This is a genomic window from Sphingobium sp. DC-2 (assembly GCF_000722555.1).
GTDB lineage: Bacteria > Pseudomonadota > Alphaproteobacteria > Sphingomonadales > Sphingomonadaceae > Sphingobium > Sphingobium quisquiliarum.
Genome location: NZ_JNAC01000001.1, coordinates 69,182 through 91,854, shown reverse-complemented (window position 1 = coordinate 91,854; position 22,673 = coordinate 69,182). Strand labels below are relative to the sequence as shown.

Annotated in this window: 23 protein-coding genes; 17 read left to right on the top strand and 6 right to left on the bottom strand. The window is 62.8% G+C overall.

The annotated features are described in order from the left end of the window. The first annotated feature begins 4 nt into the window (after positions 1–4). Both ET21_RS0100465 and ET21_RS0100460 read left to right on the top strand, forming a co-directional pair. On the top strand, positions 5–241 hold the full coding sequence (locus ET21_RS0100465) for a hypothetical protein (protein WP_013846854.1): 237 nt from the start codon (positions 5–7) through the stop codon (positions 239–241). Between the two features lie 54 nt (positions 242–295). Further along, positions 296–622 carry a TraR/DksA family transcriptional regulator gene (locus ET21_RS0100460; RefSeq protein ID WP_013846853.1) on the top strand — a complete coding sequence of 109 codons (327 nt, stop codon included), beginning with the start codon at positions 296–298 and terminating at the stop codon, positions 620–622. A 72-nt stretch (positions 623–694) separates the two neighbouring features. Here ET21_RS0100460 and ET21_RS0100455 read toward each other — a convergent pair whose 3' ends face one another. Continuing rightward, positions 695–2,155 carry a bifunctional aminoglycoside phosphotransferase/ATP-binding protein gene (locus ET21_RS0100455; RefSeq protein ID WP_119034650.1) on the bottom strand — a complete coding sequence of 487 codons (1,461 nt, stop codon included), beginning with the start codon at positions 2,153–2,155 and terminating at the stop codon, positions 695–697. 100 nt (positions 2,156–2,255) lie between these two features. Further along, on the bottom strand, positions 2,256–2,750 hold the full coding sequence (locus ET21_RS0100450; RefSeq protein WP_013846851.1) for an Hsp20/alpha crystallin family protein: 495 nt from the start codon (positions 2,748–2,750) through the stop codon (positions 2,256–2,258). Between the two features lie 864 nt (positions 2,751–3,614). Here ET21_RS0100450 and ET21_RS0100445 point away from each other — a divergent pair. From ET21_RS0100445 to ET21_RS0100380, 14 genes are all read left to right on the top strand, one after another. Continuing rightward, positions 3,615–5,114, top strand: a complete 1,500-nt coding sequence (locus ET21_RS0100445; protein ID WP_231746480.1) for a PAS domain S-box protein — start codon at positions 3,615–3,617, stop codon at positions 5,112–5,114. Continuing rightward, complete coding sequence (locus ET21_RS0100440) at positions 5,104–5,718, top strand: response regulator transcription factor (RefSeq protein WP_013846849.1); 615 nt, start codon at positions 5,104–5,106, stop codon at positions 5,716–5,718. Before ET21_RS0100445 ends, ET21_RS0100440 begins: the two co-directional genes overlap by 11 nt. Before the next feature lie 62 nt (positions 5,719–5,780). Beyond that, positions 5,781–6,212 carry a response regulator transcription factor gene (locus tag ET21_RS0100435; protein ID WP_013846848.1) on the top strand — a complete coding sequence of 144 codons (432 nt, stop codon included), beginning with the start codon at positions 5,781–5,783 and terminating at the stop codon, positions 6,210–6,212. Positions 6,213–6,259: 47 nt separating this feature from the next. Continuing rightward, positions 6,260–6,670 carry a group II truncated hemoglobin gene (locus ET21_RS0100430; RefSeq protein ID WP_013846847.1) on the top strand — a complete coding sequence of 137 codons (411 nt, stop codon included), beginning with the start codon at positions 6,260–6,262 and terminating at the stop codon, positions 6,668–6,670. Positions 6,671–6,701: 31 nt separating this feature from the next. Further along, complete coding sequence (locus ET21_RS0100425) at positions 6,702–7,709, top strand: zinc-dependent alcohol dehydrogenase family protein (RefSeq protein ID WP_013846846.1); 1,008 nt, start codon at positions 6,702–6,704, stop codon at positions 7,707–7,709. Positions 7,710–7,824: 115 nt separating this feature from the next. Continuing rightward, entirely contained in the window at positions 7,825–8,658 is an 834-nt protein-coding gene (locus ET21_RS0100420) for a universal stress protein (RefSeq protein ID WP_013846845.1), read from the top strand. 36 nt (positions 8,659–8,694) lie between these two features. Beyond that, the gene (locus ET21_RS0100415) at positions 8,695–9,732 is read left to right on the top strand and encodes a zinc-dependent alcohol dehydrogenase family protein (protein WP_013846844.1); all 1,038 of its coding nucleotides are present in this window, start codon (positions 8,695–8,697) and stop codon (positions 9,730–9,732) included. A 98-nt stretch (positions 9,733–9,830) separates the two neighbouring features. Then, positions 9,831–11,300 (top strand): thymidine phosphorylase family protein, encoded by a 1,470-nt coding sequence (locus ET21_RS0100410; RefSeq protein ID WP_081856552.1) that lies wholly within the window; start codon positions 9,831–9,833, stop codon positions 11,298–11,300. Further along, the gene (locus tag ET21_RS0100405; RefSeq protein ID WP_030090325.1) at positions 11,297–12,214 is read left to right on the top strand and encodes a ribose-phosphate diphosphokinase; all 918 of its coding nucleotides are present in this window, start codon (positions 11,297–11,299) and stop codon (positions 12,212–12,214) included. The genes ET21_RS0100410 and ET21_RS0100405 overlap by 4 nt, the downstream gene beginning before the upstream one ends. A gap of 50 nt (positions 12,215–12,264) precedes the next feature. Further along, positions 12,265–13,086, top strand: coding sequence for a universal stress protein (locus ET21_RS0100400; protein WP_030090326.1), 822 nt, complete (start codon positions 12,265–12,267; stop codon positions 13,084–13,086). 132 nt (positions 13,087–13,218) lie between these two features. After that, complete coding sequence (locus tag ET21_RS0100395) at positions 13,219–15,912, top strand: HAD-IC family P-type ATPase (protein ID WP_162849038.1); 2,694 nt, start codon at positions 13,219–13,221, stop codon at positions 15,910–15,912. After that, complete coding sequence (locus tag ET21_RS0100390) at positions 15,909–16,820, top strand: universal stress protein (protein WP_021246219.1); 912 nt, start codon at positions 15,909–15,911, stop codon at positions 16,818–16,820. Before ET21_RS0100395 ends, ET21_RS0100390 begins: the two co-directional genes overlap by 4 nt. Continuing rightward, a complete protein-coding gene (locus ET21_RS0100385; protein ID WP_030090329.1) occupies positions 16,817–17,785 on the top strand; it encodes a calcium/sodium antiporter in 969 nt (322 codons plus the stop codon). Before ET21_RS0100390 ends, ET21_RS0100385 begins: the two co-directional genes overlap by 4 nt. 246 nt (positions 17,786–18,031) lie before the next feature. Further along, complete coding sequence (locus ET21_RS0100380; RefSeq protein ID WP_030090330.1) at positions 18,032–18,964, top strand: 1-phosphofructokinase family hexose kinase; 933 nt, start codon at positions 18,032–18,034, stop codon at positions 18,962–18,964. Between the two features lie 124 nt (positions 18,965–19,088). Here ET21_RS0100380 and ET21_RS0100375 read toward each other — a convergent pair whose 3' ends face one another. From ET21_RS0100375 to ET21_RS0100360, 4 genes are read right to left on the bottom strand one after another with little or no spacing between them, the layout of a single operon-like run. Then, positions 19,089–19,442, bottom strand: a complete 354-nt coding sequence (locus ET21_RS0100375) for a carboxymuconolactone decarboxylase family protein (protein ID WP_030090331.1) — start codon at positions 19,440–19,442, stop codon at positions 19,089–19,091. 17 nt (positions 19,443–19,459) lie between these two features. Beyond that, positions 19,460–20,725: a TolC family outer membrane protein gene (locus tag ET21_RS0100370; protein WP_030090332.1), complete on the bottom strand. Its 1,266-nt coding sequence runs from the start codon at positions 20,723–20,725 to the stop codon at positions 19,460–19,462. Continuing rightward, positions 20,722–20,925 (bottom strand): DUF2892 domain-containing protein, encoded by a 204-nt coding sequence (locus ET21_RS0100365; protein ID WP_021246224.1) that lies wholly within the window; start codon positions 20,923–20,925, stop codon positions 20,722–20,724. Before ET21_RS0100365 ends, ET21_RS0100370 begins: the two co-directional genes overlap by 4 nt. 40 nt (positions 20,926–20,965) lie before the next feature. Further along, positions 20,966–22,246, bottom strand: a complete 1,281-nt coding sequence (locus ET21_RS0100360) for an NAD(P)/FAD-dependent oxidoreductase (RefSeq protein ID WP_030090333.1) — start codon at positions 22,244–22,246, stop codon at positions 20,966–20,968. 83 nt (positions 22,247–22,329) lie between these two features. On the opposite strand from ET21_RS0100360, the gene ET21_RS0100355 reads away from it, so the two are divergent. Further along, positions 22,330–22,668 (top strand): rhodanese-like domain-containing protein, encoded by a 339-nt coding sequence (locus tag ET21_RS0100355; protein ID WP_021246226.1) that lies wholly within the window; start codon positions 22,330–22,332, stop codon positions 22,666–22,668. Positions 22,669–22,673 lie beyond the last annotated feature (5 nt).

Below are 22,673 nucleotides of genomic sequence, written 5' to 3'. Positions count from 1 at the left end.
ACCGATGAGCACCATTGAAGAACTTAAGGCTGATCTTGCCAAGCTCCGGGACGAAGCCAAGGTCCAGGTGCATCTGGGCGCGATGGAAGCTCGCGAGGAGTGGGACGAGCTCGAAACCAAATGGCACCATTTCGTTGCAGAAGCTCGCCTTCAGGAGAGCGGCGGTAACATCAAGGCCGCGCTCCAGGTGCTCGCTGATGAACTTCGTTCGGCTTACCTGCGTCTGAAGAAGGCGCTATAAATCTGCACCGAACCCCAAGCCGATTTCGGTACCTACTGTTCTGAAGGAATCTCCGTGACTGACACAGCCGCCATAGAAGAGCGCCTGACAGAGCGACTGTCGGAACTTCGCGCTCGGCTGACGCGAGTGAATGCGGATCTGGCTGAGCCCCTTAATGCGGACTCATCGGAACAGGCCGTCGAAGTCGAAGATGATGCGGGTCTGGAAGCCGAGGCAAGCTTGATCGTGCGGGAGGCCGCTTCGATCGATCGTGCCCTGGAGCGAATTGCGAAGGGCACCTATGGCGAATGCGTTCGTTGTGGGTCGCAGATTGCACCGGCTCGGCTGGATGCACGGCCGGAGGCAGCATTGTGCATCGATTGCGCGCGCGCCGAACAATGATCGGCATCGCGACCTCACCGGATGGAGAATCCCTTCGGCTGGGGCGACATGCGCGGCCTGCATCATTCCCCGTCACAAATGGCGAACATCCAGGACGTCCATGACTTGCGTTGCGACCGTCTTGCGGTCATCCGCCGCGTTGACGCGGTGCCAGTCGATCTCACCCAGATCATAGCGAGTCTGCAATTCGACAACGGCGCCGTTGGCGTCGGAAGCGTCATGTGTCCGGGCGGATACCCTCGCCGTCAGCATATCGGGTGATGCGTCGAGCCATATCCCATCGAACCGCACATCTCGTCGCAGTGCGACCTGATGGATCTCCGTGCGCTCTTCAGGCTTCGCATGGACAGCGTCGGCCACCACCGAATGCCCGGCGTAAAGCATGTGTCCCGCCAGCCGTCTCAGCTCTGTGTAAATCGCTGCGTTCGCGGACAGGGTATATGCGTCTTTGGGAAGCGGCGATTCTGGCGGCACGCCGGCAAGTCGCTTCCGCAGCACATCGGATCTCAGAATACGCGCGCCTGGAACCTCGCCGAGGGAATGGCCGATCAGTTTCGCTATTGTGGACTTGCCGGATCCGGAAAGCCCGCCAATGGCGACGAGCCGCGCGGGCACCGGTTCGAGCACTGCGCGCGCCAGCGTCAGATAGGCGCTGGCCTTTTGGGTCAGAGCTTCGTCTGAACCATCGCTCGCCTGTGCGGCCGATGTATGGGCGCGAATCCCGGCTCGGATCGAAAGAAACAACGGCACAAGGGCCACGCCGGCATCGTCCTGAGGGGAAATGTCCAGATAGCGATTGAACAGGGCATTCGCTTCGCAATGAAGGCCGCGGCCCCATAAATCCATGAGTAGGAACGCAAGGTCGTAAAGGACATCGCCGGTCGCAAGTTCGGGACTGAATTCCAGGCAGTCGAACAGGACGGGGCTCCCGTCGATCACGGCAATGTTACCCAGATGCAGATCGCCATGGCCATGTCTCACGCGCCCGCTTCGCGCACGTGAATCGAGCAGATCGGAGTGCTGGGCCAGCAGGGCGACTTGCCTGTCGATCAGGTCTCTCACGAGCCGAGCGGGAAGAATGTCGGGGAATCGAGCCATGCTTCGATCATTCCCGGCAATGACGGCTTCCAAACGGCTGCGCCCCGATCCGGACAGGCACGTCTCGGCGCCATCATGAAATGCCTTGATCCGGTCTGCGAGCTGCGTGATCAGCACATCGGTCAGGCCACCTTGGGTTGCCACATGATCGAGCAAGGCGTCATCGGGAAAGCGGCGCATCTCCAGAAGCCAATCGACAGGTTCTCCGTCGCCATCGAGGTTCAGGCAGCCCGCCGAATTCTTGGATACCGGGCGAACCGCCAGGTAGAGTTCCGGCGCGGTCCTGCGATTAAGCCGTAGCTCCGCTTCCAGGGCGGCGCGGCGTCTATCGGCGGTTGAAAAATCCAGATAGTCGAACTGGACGGCACGCTTGAGCTTCCATGCGCGATCGCCGACGAGGAATAGACGCGCCGCATGCGTGTCGATCCGACGCATGGGCTCTCCAGAGCCGAAGGCTCGTCCCTCGAGAAGGGTTATGACGTCGGCTTGCGGGTCTGCGTGGTGCCGAGGTCCCGTCGAAGCCTCCGGCAAACTGCTATGCCTGCCCGATTTCGATCTTCCGACTCCGCGCTGGCGCATTTTCATCCTTGGTCAGTGTGACGGTGAGGACACCATCCTTGAATGCAGCGGTGATCGCGTTCGGGTCAACGTCGCTGGGCAAGGATACCTGGCGCCGGAAGGAGCCATATCGCCGTTCGCTGAATACATAGCCCTTGTCCTTGCGTTCGGTCTCCTCCTTCTTTTCGCCGGCTATCGTCAGGAGACCGTCAGCGACGCTGATATCGATATCATCATCGGACAGGCCAGGGAGCTCGGCGGTGAGGCGATAGGCCTTGTCCTCATCGACAAGTTCAACAGCCGGAACTGGCGCGATTGAAGATCGATTGCCGACACCGAACAGACTGGCGGCGGGGCGGCCAAAATCTTCGAAGAGGCGGTCAATCTCCGTGCGAAGCCAATCAACCGGATGATCGAGAATTGGGCTGATCGGATTGGCCTTGGACGTGGTCGCTGGAACCTGATCATTCATGGCGGACCTCCTGCGAAATGAATGCTCGAGGTCCGGATTGGGCGGGGGGGGATGGCCGATGAATCAGGCCAACAGCGATCCGGCCCTCGAGCGAGGAGGAGGCTATGCGGTTGCCTGGGTGGGCTCTATCCGGAAAGTTACTGAGGGGCGTTTGGGGCGCTCACCATCTCACAATGGACCCGCGGGTCCATTGGTTCAGGTAGCAGCGCGCAAGTCGCACGGATGATGACAATCCGAAGAGCCCGGCCTAAAGAACGCCGACGGTTTGAAGCTCGTGGATGCGACGGTCTGGACATGTTTCCAGCGCTGAACTCCAAAGCAAGTAACATCATCGTTGAGATGGTTGCCAATTTTAATGGATCGCACGAGGCGCTGTTGATAGGCTTGAGACAGAAAGGGGTATCAGCGCTTGCTGCTTCCTTCTGACGACGAAGAGGCAGAGTCATCATTAAAACCGCTCCGCGATCCGGGAAATTCCTCCATTCATGGCAAGCGGGTGCCATTGCGCCACTGGTTGACCGTTCGATCCATGCCCGGCTTTTGACCGCGTCCCTTGCGGGACTGGCTATCGCCGTCATCGCGGTGGTCACACGATGGCAGCTTGGCCGGCAGATCGACGAGAGCGTTCATTATTTCGTCTCTCTCGGCGTGGCCGGTATGGTGCTCGTGGCGCTCAGGCCGGATATCGTGGTGTTGGCGGGCGTCACGCTCGTTACCCTTACGACGCTCGCAATCGTTGACGGTTGGCCGACCGTGGCAGAACAGTGGGTTGCCCTGTTCCTGTTTCTCGCCGCCATGGCTCTGCTTTGGCGGAATCACCATCGTACTCTCTCACGCGCTCGCGATCTCGCGGACGGGACGAGGATGCTGGCCGCAGAACTGAACCTGCTCATCGATGGGGCGGAAGATTATGCGATCTATATGCTCGATGCTGAAGGACGGGTCACGATCTGGAACGGGGGCGCCGAGCGTCTGAAAGGCTGGACAGAGGCCGAGATGGCCGGCCAGCTTACAGATCGGTTTTATCCGGCCGATGTCGTCGCCAGCGGCAAGCCGACGTCCTTGCTTGCCGAAGCACAACACCGTGGCAAGATCGAGATCGACGAGTGGCAGATTCGTAAGGATGGCAGTGAGTTTCTGGCTCACATTTCCATCACCGCGTTGAAAAAACCCGACGGATCGTTGGGCGGTTTCGCGACAATTGTCCACGACATCACCGACCAGCGAGCAACGCTGAGCTCTCTTCGCAACAGTGAAGCGCATCTTCGTTCGATTTTGTCGACGGTCCCCGATGCAATGATCGTCATCGATGAAGGCGGCACGATGGTGTCGTTCAGCACGGCGGCCGAGCGTTTGTTCGGTTACACTCAGGAGGAAGTCCTGGGTTCCAATGTCAGCATGTTGATGCCCTCGCCTTATCGCGAACGCCATGACGGTTTTCTCGAGCGCTATCTGCGTACAGGAGAGAGGCGCATCATCGGGATCGGACGCGTGGTTTTTGCACTGCGAAAGGATGGGACGACCTTCCCGATGGAGTTGTCGGTTGGAGAAGCGGCCGGCGAGAGCCAGCGGCTGTTCACCGGCTTCATTCGCGATCTGACGGATCGCCAAAGGACACAGGAGCGGCTAGAGCAGCTTCAATCCGAACTGATCCACGTCGCGCGCGTCAGCGCGATGGGGACGATGGCGTCGACGCTCGCCCATGAGCTGAATCAGCCGATCACCGCCGTAGCCAACTATCTCGAAGCGGTCCGGGACCTGCTCGACCAGCCAGATCCCGATGATCTGCCCGACATCCGGGAGGCGCTGACAGACGCCGCGGGGGAAGCGATGCGCGCGGGTCATATCGTGCGCCGTTTGCGTGATTTCGTTGCCAGGGGGGAGGTCGAGAAGACTGTCGAGAACTTGCCCAACCTCATTAACGAAGCGGCTGCCTTCGGCCTGATGGGCGCGGGCGAGAAATCGATCGAAACCCGCATGGACATCGATCACGAAGCTGCGACGGTCCTCGTCGATAAGGTCCAGATCCAGCAGGTCCTCGTGAACTTGATCCGCAATGCGGTCGAGGCCATGAATGCGCGCGCCAGGCCTGTGCTCACCATCCGCACCGGTCCCGACCAGGCGGGTTTTGTGCGTGTCACGGTGTCCGATACCGGCACGGGAATGGCCCCCGAGGTCGCTGCCCAGCTCTTCAAGGCCTTTGTCAGCACCAAGTCGGACGGCATGGGGTTGGGTCTCTCGATTTGTCGAACGATTGTCGAAGCCAATGGCGGGCGCATCTGGATGGAGCCTGCGGAAGGGGGCGGCACGCAATTCCATTTCACACTGGTCAGGGCAGATAGGGAGCAATCTTATGGAGGATAAGCGGATCGTCCACATCGTCGACGATGAAGATGCAATCCGTCGATCTGCCGGTTTCATGCTCAAGAAATCAGGTTTCTCGGTCGAAACCTGGTCCTCCGGTGTTGAATTTCTGAAAGACGTGAGGAACGCGGCCGAGGGCTGCATTCTCCTCGATGTGCGTATGCCTCAGATGGATGGGCTCGAAGTCCAAAAGGAATTGAACGAACGCGGTATCGCGATGCCCGTCATCATCCTGACCGGGCATGGCGATGTGTCGATCGCTGTAAGCGCGATGAAGGCCGGCGCAGTCGACTTCATCGAGAAACCGTTCGAGAAGGCGGTGTTGCTCGCGGCTATTGAAAGTGCCTTCGAACGGCTTGCCGACGTTGAAGGCAGGGCAACCCGCGCCGCCGACGCAACGATCCGCATCGCCGCTCTGTCCGGGCGCGAACAGGATGTGCTCAAGGGGCTTGCGCGAGGACTGCCAAACAAGACGATCGCTTATGATCTTGGGATTTCGCCGCGCACCGTAGAGGTGCATCGCGCCAACCTCATGACCAAGCTGGGCGTTCGCAGCCTGTCGGAGGCGCTCCGTATCGCGTTTTCCGCGGGGATCACGGGCTGAGGATCGGGACACTTACGTAGCGACCCGGGGATCGTTTCCTGACATCGTCCGAGGGACCAGCAATGCCGCTGGGCCGATGGTGTGAGATGTCAGGCGAGAATATTGCGGCCCCGTTGCGGGAACGCCCGCGTCTTCTTCTGGTCGAGGATGACGCCGGTGTTCGCCGTTCACTGCAGCTTCTCTTTCGTGCGCAGGGTTTTGACGTCCGGGCCTATGCGGCTGGTGCGGCGCTTCTGGACGATCCGTTATCGGGGGATGCCTGCTGCTTCGTTGCTGATTTTCGATTGGAGCAGAGCGATGGCATCGAGGTGCTTTGCCGCCTGCGCGAACGTGGCTGGCCGGGTCCAGCCATACTCATCACCGCGTTCCCATCGGCCGAACTGACCGAGCGTGCCTTGGCGCAGGGGTTCGCCCAGGTTCTGGAAAAGCCCCTGCGGGAACATGCGCTGACTGGCGCGCTTGCCAGGCTGACGGGCGTGGGAAAGCGCATTTGAAACGACGCTCGACCAAAAGGGAGTGCGCAGCATAACAGGAGAAACGTGTGACAGCAGCGGAACAGAAACAGCAGGCGCCCTATGATCTGGTTGGAGGGGCCGTCGTCGTCCGGAATATCGTAGACCGCTTCTATGATCTGATGGATCAGGAGGACGCCTATCGGGAGTTGCGTGCGCTACACGCCCCGGAGTTGGGGCCGATGCGCGTTTCGCTTGCCGGTTTTCTCAACGCATGGCTGGGCGGACCGCGAGATTGGTTTGATGATCACCCTGGCGTTTGCATGATGTCGGCCCATGCGCGCCTGCCGATCACTGGTGAGACAGCGGATCAGTGGTGTGACGCGATGCGCCGCGCCATCGCTGATTCGACGGTAGATCCTGCCCTGGGCGTCAAGATGGCCGAAGCCTTGTCGAACATGGCGCAGGGCATGGCGGCGCGTGCCGCGTCGGCAGCGTGACCCCGCGGCGCGAACAGGCGAAGAAATCACTATGACCGAGATGTTCGCGATGCAGCTCGAAGCGGTCGGCACGCCGCTGCGGCTCGTTGCGCGACAGGTTCCAACGCCTGGTCGAGGCGAGCTTCTCATCGAGGTCGCTGCTTGCGGCGTCTGCCGAACCGATCTGCATATCGTCGATGGGGAGATCGAATCCCGCCTCCCCATCGTTCCCGGGCACGAAATTGTCGGCATCGTTGTTGCGGCGGGGGAAGGGGTCGCCGATGTCGCGATCGGTGATCGCGTCGGCGTTCCCTGGCTCGGACATAGCTGCGGCCATTGCGACTATTGCCGAACAGGTCATGAAAATCTGTGCGATAGTCCCGCATTCACGGGATGCACCCGGGATGGCGGTTATGCGACCCATACGGTTGCGGACGCTCGCTTCTGCTTCAGGATACCCGACGCCTTTTCCAATGAAGAAGCCGCGCCCTTGCTGTGCGCCGGGCTGATCGGCTGGCGGTCCCTGCGCGCTGCGGGGGAGGGAACGCGGATCGGTCTCTACGGATTTGGCGCCGCCGCGCATATCATCGCCCAGATTGCGCTGTGGCAGGGCCGGGCGGTTTATGCCTTTACCAGGGCGGGAGACGACGAGGGACAGGCTTTTGCGCGATCACTCGGCTGCGCCTGGGCCGGATCATCGGAGGATGACCCGCCCGTGGAACTCGATGCGGCGATCCTCTTTGCCCCCGTCGGTGATCTTGTTCCGCGCGCGCTGCGTGCAGTCCACAAGGGAGGCAGGGTGATCTGCGCAGGGATCCACATGAGCGACATTCCGTCGTTCCCCTATGCTGACCTCTGGGGTGAGCGAACCATTGCATCGGTGGCTAATCTGACCCGCGAAGACGGCACAAGCTTTTTCGAGATCGCGCAGAAAGCCAACGTCAAATCCGTGACGACGGTCTTTCCGCTGGCTCAAGCCAATGTCGCGCTTGAGCGGTTGCGCAGTGGCGCCGTTGTTGGAGCGGCCGTCCTGGTGCCATCGAACTACGCGAAGGCTTGAGTATGCACTCGCCGCGAAGCGCCCTCTTCACGGCCCCAGGGGCGAGTGCGCGTCACGCGGTGCCTCTGTAAAGTTACGGAGTGCGGTCATCAATGGCCGGGGCCATGATGCGATCATGAGCAGCATTTCACAGATCAAACATGTGCTCGTCGTCGTGGACGGTGCAGAGCATTCCCTGACCGCCGTTGATCAGGCGCTTGCCTATGCCGGTATGCATGAAGCGGCGCTTACGATCGTCGTCGTGACCGAAAATCTCGCATTCGCCGCGGCGGCTGATGCGATGGCTTTCGCGCAGGCCATCACGGTATCCGAGGACCAGCGCGACGAACATCTGGCGGCCGTTCGCGAACGAACCAGGAATACCGCGATCGAAGTAGAGGTTCACTCGGTGTTCGAGGCCAGCGGGCTGATACCCGGTCTCGTGAAGGCTGAAGGCCAGTACGCGGATATCGCGCTGATTCCGGGTGTCGGGCGCTGGCAAAGGGATGGCTTGAGGCGCCGTATCTCCGAGGCGCTTCTGTTTACGGGCGTGCCGACGGTCATTTTGCCGGCCTCCTGGAATCCTGGTCCCATCGATCACGCCGTATTGGGCTGGAACGCATCACTTGAATCGTTCCGCGCCGCGAGGGCGCTTCTCAATCTGGCCGAACCCGATGCCCGTATCGACGTTGCGATTGTCGATGATCCGGGTGTCGAATCCGGGGAGCACCGGGGCGGTGTCCAGATCGCCCGCCTTTTCGCGCGACATGGCCATAGCGGCGGCGTTTGTCCGATCAGCTCATCCGGTAAGGATACGTCGGCTGTCCTTCAGAATTACGCAGTGGAGCAGAAAGCCGATGTGCTCGTGATCGGTGGCTATGGGCGTTCGCGCGCACTCGAGTTCGTGCTTGGCGGCGTGACGCGGGAACTGATCGATCATCAGCGCCTGCCGATCGTTTTCGTACACTGACTGGCGAACCCGTCTAACGGTTGAACGGAGGAGATCATGAAAGCTCTCGTTTATCATGGCCCCGGCGAGAAGAGTCTCGAGGATCGCCCGAGGCCGGCCTTGCAGGCACCCGGCGATGCGATCGTGCGGATCACGAAGACCACCATTTGCGGCACCGACCTGCACATCCTGAAGGGGGATGTGCCGACGTGCGAGCCGGGCAGGATCCTCGGACATGAGGGTGTCGGGATCGTGGAGGAGGTCGGAACCGCGGTTGGAGCCTTCAAGCCCGGAGATCATGTCCTGATCTCCTGCATCACCTCTTGTGCCCGGTGTGAATATTGCCGGCGCGGCATGTATTCGCATTGCGTCGAGGGCGGCTGGATATTGGGCAACAGGATCGATGGCACGCAAGCCGAATTCGTGCGCATCCCCCATGCCGACAACAGCCTTCACGCGATCCCGCCGGGGGCCGATGAGGATGCCCTCGTCATGCTGAGCGACATTCTTCCGACGGGCTATGAGTGCGGCGTCCTGAACGGGAAGGTTGCACCGGGCAGCAGCGTCGCGATCGTCGGCGCTGGACCGATCGGCCTGGCGACCCTGCTGACTGCGCAATTTTATGCACCGGCCCGGATCATCATGATCGATCTCGACGACAATCGCCTCGCCGTCGCGCGCAAGTTCGGCGCGACGGACACGTTCAACAGCGGACGTGATCCGGTCGTGAGCCTGGTTCGAGAGCTCACCGACGGCAAGGGGGTCGATACGGCTATCGAAGCAGTCGGGATCCCTGCGACATTCGCGTTATGCGAAGAACTGGTCGCGCCCGGCGGGGTAATTGCCAATGTCGGTGTCCACGGCGCCAAGGTCGACCTCCATCTGGAGGAACTCTGGTCGCGCAACATCACCATCACCACCCGGCTCGTCGACACCGTCAGCACGCCGATGCTCCTGAAGACGGTCGAGGCCAAGCGCCTGCGGCCCGAACAGCTCGTCACCCATCGTTTCGTGTTGTCGGACATATTGGAGGCGTATGAGACGTTCGCGCGCGCAGCCGATACTCATGCCTTGAAGGTGGTGATCGACACGTGATCGGGGTTTCCAGCGATATTCCGGGCGATGCGCAGCAATTCCATCCGAATATAGGGAGTTCCGAACCGGCGGAACCATCGTTCGCGCGCGCGCGCCGGCTGCGCCTTCACACGCATCATGAGCTGGTCGCGATCATGCGGACCGACAGCCCGGTGTGCCATGCCGAGGGCCTTGCCGCGCACACCCAGGTCTATATCCGCAACGGCAGCCAGCCGATCGCGGCCACGCTCTATCAGGTGGAGGGCGACTTCCTGGCCGGCGACGAGATCGGTCTGTCCGAAGCGGCCTGGGTCGCGCTTGGCGTGGAGGAGGGAACCGTTGTCCAGGTCGGTCATGCGCCGCCCCTCGAATCGATCGCCTGCGTCCGCCAGCGCATCTACGGACACAGGCTGAACGGGGCCGCGCTGACCAGCATCGTCGGTGACGTGGTGGCGGGCCGCTATGCCGATGTGCACCTCGCCGCCTTCCTCACGGCTACCGCCACGCTTCCCTTCGACGAGGACGAGACCTACCATCTCACCAGGGCGATGGTCGAGGCCGGCGACCGTTTGCGCTGGCCGAGCGAGATCGTCGTCGACAAGCATTGCGTTGGCGGTCTGCCGGGCAACCGCACGAGCCCGATCGTCGTCGCCATCGCTGCCGCCTGCGGTCTGACCATGCCCAAGACGTCGTCGCGGGCGATCACGTCCCCGGCGGGAACGGCCGATACCATGGAGACGCTCACCCGGGTCGATCTCGACCTTGGCGCCATGCAGCGCGTGGTGGCGGTCGAGGGCGGCTGCCTCGCCTGGGGCGGCGCGGTCTGCCTCAGTCCCGCCGATGACATCTTCATCGGCGTGGAACGCGCGCTCGACATCGATACGGAGGGGCAGCTCATCGCCTCCGTTCTGTCGAAGAAGATAGCGGCGGGCGCGACCCATGTGGTGCTCGACATTCCGATCGGGCCGACCGCCAAGGTGCGCAGCGTCGCGGCGGCCGAACGGCTGGAAGCCACGCTTGGCGCCGTCGCCGCCCGTTTTGGCCTTGTTATCCGCTGTGTCCAGACCGATGGCACCCAGCCCGTCGGCCGGGCGATCGGGCCCGCCCTGGAGGCGCGCGACGTGCTGGCGGTGCTGACAGGCGATGCCGATGCTCCGCCGGGCCTTCGGGACCGCGCCTGCACGCTCGCCGGCGTGGTGCTCGAACTCGGGAAGGTCGCGGAAGAAGGCCAGGGACGCGCGCGCGCCGAACGCACATTGGCCGACGGCAGCGCCTGGGACAGGTTCCAAAGGATATGCCAGGCCCAGGGCGGCATGCGCACCCCGCCCACGGCCAGGCTCACCCATCCGATCCTGGCGGCGCATAGCGGCCGCGTCACCCATATCGACAATCGCCGGATAGCGCGCCTTGCGAAGCTGGCGGGCGCGCCCGACTCGCCGGCCGCGGGCATGCTTCTTCATGTTCGCCTGGGCGACGACGTTATCGCTGGCCAGCCTTTGCTGACCCTCCACGCCCAGTCGCAGGGTGAAATGGCTTATGCGCTGACCTACGCCGCCGCCAATGCCGACATGCTTGCGATCGTGCCATGACGGCGATGCTGTTTTCCATGCCCGGGAACGAACGGCTGGCCGCATCCATCGCGGAACATACCGGGTGGGCGACAGGCACGCTCGAGGTTCGCCGGTTTCCCGATCAGGAGAGCTATGTCCGGCTCCGCTCCGGGGTGTCGGGATCAGCCGTGGCCGTCATATGCACGCTCGCGCGGCCCGACGACCAGATCATGCGGCTGCTCTTTGCTGCAAGGCTGCTGCGCGAGAGCGGGGCGCGGTCGGTCCATCTCGTGGCGCCTTATCTTGCCTATATGCGACAGGATCGGCGGTTCAAGGATGGCGAAGCGCTGACGTCCCGCCAGTTCGCCCAGCTCCTTTCATCCGAGTTCGATGGGCTCGTGACCGTCGATCCGCATCTCCACCGCTACGCGGATCTGGGGGAGATCTATTCGATGGAGACGGCTTCGCTCGCGGCATCTCCGCTTCTGGCGGACTGGGTCCGGGCCAATGTCGATGCACCGCTCATCATAGGACCCGACAGCGAGAGCGAGCAGTGGGCGGGCGCAATCGCCAGGCTTATCGGAGCGCCCCATGCGGTCTTCGCGAAATCGCGGCGCGGTGATCGGGACGTCCTTATCGCGGCCTCGGACCTGGGGGCATGGAAAGGCCGCACGCCGATCCTCGTCGATGACGTGATTTCGTCGGGACACACCCTTGCCAACGCCGCGCGCGAGATCATCGACCAGGGCTTCCCTCCGCCGATCTGCCTGGCTGTTCACGGCCTCTTCGCGGCTGGTGCCGAGGCTTTGCTCAGGGAAGTCGGCTGCCGCATGGTTACGACCGAAAGTATCTCGCATGCCAGTAACGCGATCACTCTTGGCGCACTGCTTGGCGATGCGCTGGCCCGGCAGATGGAAGGGGGCGCCGGTCGGCTACGTATAACACCCGAATGAATCACATCACGGCGCTGGGTAGCAGGAATAGCTCAAAGCTGGAGGGACATATGGCTATCAAGGACATTCTCGCCGTCGTCGATACCGGAGACAAGGACGAGCGGTTTTTGCGCGATGCGCTTGCCTTTGCCGAGTTCCACGACGCCAGCCTTGCCATCGTCGTGCTGTCGGCTCTCCCCGCGAGCGACTATGCCCTGACGGTTGCACTGCCTTATGTACTTCTTCCCGATTATACTGAAGCGGTGGAGGCGAAGCAGCAGCGGATCGCGATGCTCGCCCGCTCCACGAACGTAGAGGTGAGGACGATTTCGGACCAGCCGGCGGTGATCTTCGCCAAGACCGCGGTCTATGCCCGTTATGCCGACCTCGTCCTGTTCGGTCCTTCGGACAATTACGACCATCCGCCAATTCGACGTGATACGCTTGAGCGTTGCCTGTTCGCATCTGGGCGTCCCGTTCTGATCCTGCCCACCGGCTATAAACCGGCCGCCATCGATCACTTGGCGATCGGCTGGAATGCGACCCGCGAGGCGACGCACGCGCTGCGCGACGCGACCATGTTCGCGGCGCCTGGGGCAAGGATCGATATACTCATCCTCGATGCGAAGCCGACGGTCCAGGGCCACGGTTCCGAACCGGGAGCCGATGTCGCCCACCATCTCGCCCGGCATGGCTTTACGTCGACCGTAGTTCCCATCCAGGGCGGTGACGTGTCGGATGCGGAGGCGCTGGTCGAAGCGGCTCACCGGCGTGGCGCCGGGATGCTCGCGCTTGGCGCTTATGGCCACTCTCGCCTGCGCGAGATGATCCTGGGCGGCGTCACGCGCGACCTGCTCACTGGCGCGCCGCTGCCGCTGCTGTTTGCGCATTGAAGCCCATTCAATCGGCGGCACGCAAGCGCGGAACCGCGGGCCGGGAATGAAACCGGTCCGCACGGTCTTCGCTCCGCATGCTCAACACGAGATGGTTTGATGTAATACGAAAGAGATTTGATGTCAGGACCCATGGAAACTTCCGAAGTGCGCTGGCATATGCTGTCAACCAGCGAAGTTGCCACGGCACTCGACGTCGGTTGTGCGGGTCTCTCTTCTCCGGAGGTGGATCGGCAATCGGCCCGCTTTGGGCCGAACGCGCTACCCCGGTCGGCGCGTCGCAATGTGTTCCTTAGGTTCCTCGCGCAATTCCATAACACGTTGATCTATGTGCTTCTTGCCGGGGCATTGGCCGCAGCGCTGCTCGATCACATGATCGACGCGGTGGTCATCGTCGCCGTCGTGATCGTGAATGCGGTGATCGGGCATATCCAGGAAGGAAAGGCTGAACAGGCGCTTGAGGCCATCCAGCAGATGATCGCGCCCAAGGCCAGCGTGGTGCGTGACGGCGTGAGGCAAACGATTCCCGTCCGCGAGATCGTGCCCGGCGATCTCGTGATGATCGAGGCCGGTGATCGCGTTCCCGCCGATCTCAGGCTTCTCCATGCGCGGCGAATGCTTATCGACGAGGCGCTGCTGACGGGCGAATCGGTGGCTGCCGAAAAGCAGGAAGCGGTGCTGCCCGAGCAGACCGATTTGGCGGATCGGCGTAATATGGCCTTTTCGGGCACGATGGTTGCGGCTGGGCACGCAAGCGGGCTCGCTGTTGCCACCGGATCTCGCACGCAGATCGGACGGATCAGTTCGCTTATCCAGTCGGTCGAACAACTGGCAACCCCGCTGCTGAAGCAGATCGACGGTTTTGCCCGGCGCTTCACCTGGTTCGTACTCGCGGGGGGGCTTGCGCTGTTCGCCTTTGCCGTTCTGGCGCGGAATTACGATTGGATCGACGCGCTGATCGCCGTGGTCGCGCTCGCCGTGGGGATCGTGCCGGAAGGGCTGCCGGCGGTCATCACGATTACTCTCGCGATCGGCGTGCGGCGGATGGCGGGGCGCAACGCCGTCATCCGAAAGCTCCCGGCCGTCGAAACGCTCGGCGCGACCTCGGTGATATGCACCGACAAGACCGGCACGCTCACACGCAACGAAATGACGGCCCGCCGCGTCATCACCGAGCGGCATACGATGATCGCGAGCGGATCCGGCTATGTTCCCGATGGTCAAATCCGGATCGTCGGGTCCGGGGACCAGGCAGAGGCTATGGCCGATGCGATGCCACTGATCCGCTGCGGGCTGCTGTGCAACGATGCCGCGCTGCGCAAGGTCGGTGCGGAATGGCGTGTCGAGGGCGATCCGATGGAGGGGGCCCTCTTCGCCCTGGCAATGAAGGCGGCCATCGATCCGGAGCAGGAGCGGGCGGAATGGGAGCGGCTCGACGAGATTCCCTTCGACGCCGCGCATCGGTTCATGGCGACGCTCTGCCGGGGTTCCAACGGCACGCGCTTGCTGTTCGTGAAGGGCGCGCCCGAAGCGCTCTTGGCGATGACCGCGCCCGACAATTGTTCCTATTGGGAGAGTTCCATCGCTACCGCCGGAAGCGATGGCGAGCGCGTTCTCGCCTTCGGCGCGAAGGAAATGCCTGCCGGCAGCGAACGGATCTCGTTCGAAGATCTCTCGACTGGCGTGTGCCTCCTGGGCCTTGTCGGCTTCATCGATCCGCCTCGTGCGGAGGTCAAGGACGCCATCGCCGAATGCCGGTCCGCCGGAATCGGCGTCAAGATGATCACTGGCGATCATGCGGCGACGGCGCTGGCGATCGCCCGGCAACTCGACCTTGCCGACGACCCGCGCGTGCTGACCGGGCTGGAACTGGAAAAGCTTCCGGACACCGAACTGGAGCAAGCGGTCGCGGATGTCTCGGTCTTTGCCCGGACCAGCCCGGAACATAAATTGCGGATCGTCCGTGCGCTGCAGGCTCAGGGAAAGATCGTCGCGATGACGGGGGACGGCGTGAACGACGCGCCGTCCCTCAAGCAGGCCGACGTCGGGGTCGCCATGGGCATCAAGGGCACCGAAGCGTCGAAAGAAGCGGCTTCCATGGTGCTGCTCGACGATAATTTTGCCTCGATCGTCAGCGCCGTTCGCGAAGGCCGAACGGTCTACGACAACATTCGCAAGGTCATTTCCTGGGAAATCCCTACGAACGGCGGTGAAACACTGGCGGTCGTATTGGCGATCCTGCTGGGCTTCGCGCTGCCGATGACGGCGACGCAGATCCTCTGGGTGAACCTCGTCCTCGCCGCCACGCTCGGCCTCGTGCTGGCGTTCGAGCCCACGGAACCCGGTGCGATGTTGCGCCGGCCACGGGAGCGCGGCGCGCCGTTGCTTTCGCCGTTCCTGCTTTGGCGTGTCCTTCTCGTCTCTGTGCTGTTCGCGGCCGTCACTCTCGGAATCTTTTTCCATGTTCTGGCGCAAGGCCGGAGCCTGGAGATGGCGCGCACCATGGTCGTCAACATGTTCATCATCGCGGAGATCTTCTACCTCTTCAACGTCCGCTATCTCCACATGACGTCCCTGACATGGCGCGGCGCGATCGGTACTCCCGCCGTGTTGATCGCGATCGGCGTTCTCGTCATCGGCCAGGCGCTCTTCACCTATGCGCCGTTCATGAACGCGATTTTCCACTCGCAGCCGCTGGGCTTCGCGGACTGGGTGTTGCTGGTGGCGTGCGGCATGCTTCTCATGCTGTCGCTGGAGGTGGAGAAGCATGTGATGCGGCGACTGGGCTGGTTTAGCGAACTTAATAATCAGGAGGACATGCCATGACGCGTGACGGTTTCCCTAAATGCATCGCGCTCGCGACCGACCTCAGCCATCGTTGCGACCGCGCCTTCGATCGCGCCCTGCTGGTAGCCCAGGCATGGCGGGCGGAGCTTATGGTCATCCACGCGCTGAACCCGCCGGAAGACGGGATGCTGTCCGTCCGACTCGGCGATCTGCCGTCCTGGCGTCGGCCTCTCGAAGACCCGGTGCGGGCGGCGCGCCATCGCATCTACCACGACCTTGTTCGCGAGGCGCCGCCAATCGACATTTCGGTCCACGTCGAAACCGGCTCGCCGGCACCGGTCGTCCTCGATATCGCCGGAAAGGGCGAGGCGGGCCTGATCGTCACCGGCGTGGCTCGCGATGGGCCGCTGGCCCGGATGCTGCTCGGCGATACCGTGGACCGGCTGATCCGCAAGGCGCCCGTTCCGATCCTGATCGTACGCGACCGCGCTTTCGAGCCTTACCGCGCCATGGTGGTCGCGACAGATTTCTCCGCGCCCGCCCGGATCGCTCTGGAGACCGCCGTCCGCTTTTTTCCCGATGCGGCTATCTCCCTTTTCCACGCCTACGATGTGCCCTTCGCGGGCTATCTCGGCCGATCGGAAATCGAACGGCAATTCGAGGGTTATGGCGAGGCTGCGGCCGACAAGTTCCTTGCCGAAGCGGGACTGTCTGATGTGGCGGCCCGGAACGTCACGCGCATGATCGAGCACGGGGTTCCCGAAGCGCTGCTTCGCGACCGTGCGGAAAATGCCGCACGTCACCTGACGGTCGTTGGAACCCATGGCGGTGGCCTCGTCTATGAGGCTATGATCGGCAGTACGGCGCGCAAGATCCTTGATGCGGTCCCGGGCGATGTCCTCCTCGTACCCGATCCCGCCAGGCGCAAGGTGAACCCGGCCGGATGACGCTGGCGATCGTTTCCAGCCTCATGGGGCTCGCCGCCCTGATCGCTGGTGCGGAGTGGCTGGTGAGGGGAGGCTCGGCGCTGGCCGCGCGGCTGGGCGTTTCGCCGCTGCTCATCGGCCTCACGATCGTGGCGCTGGGAACGAGCACGCCCGAACTCGCCGTCGGGATCGAGGCGGCGCTCCAGGGAAACGGCTCGCTCGCGGTTGGCAACATCGCCGGCACCAACACCGTCAACATCCTCCTTATCCTCGGCCTCAGCGCGATGCTGCAACCACTTGCCATTCGGATGCAGACGCTGCGTCTGGAACTGCCTGTCATCGTCATCGCGTCGGCCGCGCTACTCGTCTTTGCCTGGGACGGTGTGCTCTCGCGCCTTGAGGGGCTGTTTTTGATCACGATGGGAATGGCCTTCACGCTGACCGTCATTCGCGTCGCCCGGCGGGAAAGCATCACGGTGAAGCTGGAGTTCGCGCGGGAATTCGCGGCGCCGCGCTTTTCCCGCCGCCACGGTTTCTCCGCAATGGCGATGCTGGCCATCGGCCTCGTCGTGATCGTCGTGGGCGCCAACTGGCTGGTGGATGGTGCGGTCGCGCTTGCCCGGTTGTGGAACGTATCGGACGCCTTTATCGGACTGACGATCGTTGCGATCGGTACTTCCGCTCCTGAACTCGTTACGACGATCATTTCGACGATTCGTGGCGAGCGCGACATCGCGATCGGCAATCTGATCGGCAGCAGCGTTTACAATATTCTGGTGATTCTCGGCGCGGCCTGCCTGTTTCCGTCGAACGGGATCGAGGTCAGCGCGCAACTGATCCGGGTCGACATCCCGGTCATGTTGGGGGTCGCGCTGGCCTGCATTCCCGTATTCATCAGCGGACGCCAAATTTCGCGGTTCGAGGGTGGAATGTTTGTGAGTGCCTACTTGCTATATCTTGCCTATTTGATCAATGATCGGATTTAACCGATAAGGAAAGCGCGAGGGCATCTTTTGACAACGCCGCGATTTTCCCGCCTTTCGTCTATTATCCAGTGATTTTGGGTCGCAGGCGGTGGCTGCTGCTGTCAGGTTGCTAACGCGGGTCTTTCGATCCCGGTAGAACTTCGCACCCTTTCGATCGGAGCCTTCGCATTCGTGGACCCGCGATAGCGTAACGATTAGGGAAATCCCGGATAGACCCGAGCCCATCCGGGTCCCTCAATGGCGGCCATGATGAACATCGCGACCCTCACCCTGAACCCGACGATCGACGTCGCCTATGAAGTCGATCATGTCTACCACACCCGTAAAATGCGGACGAAGACAGAATTCTATTCGCCGGGTGGCGGGGGAATCAACGTGGCCCGTGTCTATGTCCGGCTCGGCGGGAACGCGCGGAGCTACTATCTTTCGGGCGGTGCAACCGGCCACGCGCTCGATGGTCTGCTCGACCTGCACCAGCTGGTGCGCAACCGTATCCCGATCAAGGGGCATACCAGGGTGGCCACCGCAGTGCTCGAGCGCGAAAGCGGGAAGGAATATCGCCTCGTTCCGTCCGGACCGATGGTCGAACCTGCAGAATGGCGGCAGTGCCTCAATCAGCTCCAGACGGCACAATGTGACTATCTGGTCGCGAGCGGTTCGCTCTCACCCGGCATTCCGGATGATTTCTATGGCCAGGTCGTCGCGATGATGACGGAACGCAATATACCGGTCGTGCTCGACAGTTCAGGCGCTGGCCTGCGCGGAGGCCTTGAGCAAGGCGGCGTCTTCCTCGTCAAGCCCAGCATTGGCGAGTTGCGCCAGTTCACCGGTCGGGATCTTCCCGACACGGAGTCGGTGGGACGGGCGGCCATGCAGATCGTCGGGGGCGGTCATGCGCAATATGTGGCGGTGACGATGGGGCACGAGGGCGCTCTCCTTGCCTCGGCCGAGCGCCAACTCCTGCTTCCCGCAGTGGACATCGAGGTCAGAAGCGCGGTCGGCGCGGGCGACAGTTTCCTTTCGGCGATGGTCTTTGCTATCTCCTCAGGCTGGGAGATCGAAGAAGCGTTCCGCTTCGGCATCGCGGCAGGCGCGGCGGCCGTGATGAATCCGGGGCACGATCTTGCGCGACCCGAAGACATCCGGCGGCTCTATTCGCAGGTCCGTGCAGCCTCCTGAACCTTGCGTTGAACTTGAGCGTACTCCACCGACCAGTTCATGATCGTGGTTCCCGGTCGCGAAATTCGCGACCGGTTCGGCGCACTGCCGGTCAAGTGTTCGGCTGTTTCGATTTCACGGCGTATTATTGTTTCGCTTGATCGGAGAACTGATCGAAGGCCTCGACCGCCTGCGCGGCATACATGAGGCTGGGGCCAGCGCCCATGTAGAGCGCCATGCCCATCGTCTCCATCACTTCATCGCGCGTGGCGCCATGCTTGACGGCGGCCTTCGAATGGAAGGCAACGCAGCCGTCGCAGCGGATGGCGACCGAGATGGCAAGAGCGATCAGTTCCTTGGTCTTGGCATCGAGCGCCCCGGCCTTGGTGGCCGCAGTCGCCATGGCGGAAAAGGCCTGCATCACGTCGGGCGTGCCGAGCCGCACTTCCTTGATGGCGCCATTCAGCTCGGTCGCCATTTTCGGCCAGTCCTTGTGCATATCGTCTCCTGTAAAGTTCAGCGTCCGAGAAGGGCAAGCAGTCGGTAAGCCGCGACGATGCGATCGCTTCGCGCGCGAGCTTCGCTGACCGCTGCGGCGGTTGCCTCGCGTTCGGCATCGAGCAGATCGAGCTGGGGCTTCATCCCCACGCGAACCTCGTGGCGCACGCTGTCGCGCGCCTGTCCGGCGGCAAGGGCTTGCTGGGAAGCAGCCGCTTCGACCAGGGCGGCCGAGCGCACCCCGGAAAAGGCGCTGATCGTCTGTTCATCGACGGCGGCGCGTGCGGCGCGCATACGCGCATCGGCGGCCCTGACCGCACTATCGGATTCGGTAATCTTGGCTGAGACTCGCCCGCCCGCGAATATCTGCCAGCGCGCCCGCACGCCGACCGTGGCGGCATCGGAGCGATAATCGGGAAAGAACTGGTCACGCACCGTCGAACCTTCGGCGAAGGCGCCGATCGTGGGCAGGCGTTCGGCCCGCGCGCCCCGCGCGCCGGCCTGGGCGGCATCCAATGCCGCTTCGGCTTGCGCCAGCGCCGGGTTGTTCCCGCGGGCGCTGTCGAGCGCTTCATCGAGCGAGGCAGGCAGGACCGGACTTGCCGGAATGGGCTGGAGATCCTGCGGGGCAAGGCCAGTGAGGTTGGTGAATCGCGCATCGGCCGAGATGGCAAAGCCGCGCGCGCCTTCAAGGGCTGCCTGTGCTTCGGCAAGGCGCGCCGCCGCCTGCGCAACATCGGTGCTGGGGCTTTCGCCTGCCTTGAAGCGGAGCCGGGCCTGGCGCTGGATCTCCTCCATCTGGCCGACCATCTGTTCATAGAGCGCTATCATTCGGTGCGTGGTCAGCACGTCGCCATAGGCTTGGACCGTCGCGACAACGATCTGGCTGCGGGTCATCGTTTCACCGGCGCGTGCTGCTTCGCTGCCCGCTTTCGCCTGTGCGATCCCGGCGCTGACCCTGCCGCCCATAAAGAGGGGCTGTTCGATAGTGAGCTGCGCCGCGCGCGGCGTGACGTTGGCCGCCGGAAGCCCGAAGAAACCCTGCGGATCGAGTCGTCCATAGCCGATCGTCCCGCTCAGCGTCGCGGTTGGCAGACCCTGGCCGCGTGCTTCCCTGATCCGGGCGTCGGCCGCATCGGCATCGGCCCCCGCCGCCTCGATTTCCGGCGCGTGGTTCACGGCGGCCGCAATGGCTTCTTCAAGCGTCGTTGCCTGCGCGGGCATGGCGACACTCGCCAGCAGGCCGGCGAGCAGGGGGAGGGGGATCGTCCGCCTGAGCGTCATTTGAAGGCGGTTCCCGGACGGACGCCGAACGCCTTGAACACCATCGCAGCCGGGCAGAAACCAGTGAAGCTTGCCTGAAGCATATTGAGGCCGGCAAAGGCGGTGAGCGCGATCCACCAGGGATGCACGGTCAGCGACAGGACGACGCCGAGCAGTACGACACAACCGGCGAACGCCATCACGGCACGATCGAGAGTCATCAGTCTCACTCCTTCGCTTGGGAAACCAGAAGCCGGGGCATCAGAAACGCAGCTTGCGGATGCCCATCGCGTGCATGGCGAGCTTTTCGTAGAAGGGCTCGCTCTCGCCCTTGCGGACCTTGCGCAGGAAATATTTCTCAAAGCCGACCTTGGCCAGATGGACCCATTTGCCGCTGGACGACCAGTTGACGTTGCGCGGCGGGATCTGCGGCTGGGCGACGAAGGCGACGCCTCCGTCGCCAAAATCGGCGAGACACACCGCGTTCCACGTCGCTTCCGCCGTCGGCTCCTGGCCGTCGAGAACCAGCGAGAGATTGGCGGCGATCGCCGTGACCATGGATTCGATCATGAAACCGGTCTTGGGCACGCCCACCGGAACCGGCGTCGGGCCGGTCGGCGGGATGGCGACACAGACACCGAGCGCGAATATCTCGGGGAAGGCCGGATTGCGCTGGTGCTTGTCGACGATGATGAAGCCGCGCGGATTGGCCAGCCCTTCGATATTGCTGACCGCGGGGACGCCCCGGAACGCAGGGAGCATCATCGAGAAGCCGAAGGGCAGGTCGTGCGTCTTCTTCACCGCGCCGTCCTCGCCGACTTCCTCGACGTGCATGACGCCGGGCTCGACCTTGGTGACGCGGGCGTTGGTGATCCATTTGATGTGGCGATCACGCAGCTCGCTCTCGAGCAGCGACTTGGTATCGCCGACGCCGTCGAGCCCAAGGTGGCCGATATAGGGTTCGGGCGTCACATAGATCATCGGCACCTTGTCGCGGATCTTGCGCTTGCGCAGTTCGGTGTCGAGGATCATCGCGAATTCGTAGGCCGGGCCGTAGCAGGACGCGCCCTGCACCGCGCCGACGACGATCGGGCCGGGATTTTGTGCAAAGGCATCGAACGCATCGGCGGCGGCTGAGGCGTGGGGCGTCTGGCAGATGGAGAGGGTATGGCCGCCATGCGGACCCAGCCCCTCGATCTCGTCGAACGCGAGTTCCGGGCCGGTAGCGATTACAAGATAATCGTAATTGATGGATGAGCCGTCATTGAGTTCGAGTCGCTTTTCGCCGGCATGCAGCCGCTTCGCGCCGACCGAGGTGAAGCCGATCTTCTTTTTGGCGAACACGGGAGGGAGGTGGACCTGGATGGCTTCAGGCTCGCGCCAGCGCACGGCGACCCAGGGATTGGACGGGATGAAGTTGTAGGTATCGCTATCGGATACCGTCATCACGTCGGCGCGGTCTTTGACGGCAGCCTTGATCTCATAGGAGGCGATCGTGCCTCCCAGACCCGCGCCCAGCACCACGATCAAAGGCTTGCCCATCTGCGATCCTTCCATGTCTCAATGGCATTGACGAATATCATCATTACACGTTATATGCAAATAACAAAGTTGAGGAAGCTGCCATGTTCGGATTCAAGAAACGTGATGCCCACCGTGAGATCGGCCCCGCCGAGCTGGACGCCATGCTGAAGGGCGGCAAGGCGCTCCTGATCGACGTGCGCGAGACAGGCGAGTTCGCCGCCGGCCACATACTGGGCGCAATAAACATGCCACTGTCGGGCTTTTCACCTCGTAACATCCCTGATCCCAAGGGCCGGACTGTCGTGCTGCAATGCGCGGGCGGAAAGCGCTCGGGCCAGGCACTCGATCAATGCGCGGCGGCGCAGAGCGCGATCGACACCCACCTCGCTGGCGGGATCGGTGCGTGGAAAGACGCCGGCTTCCCGGTCGTTGGTGATTGAGAGCC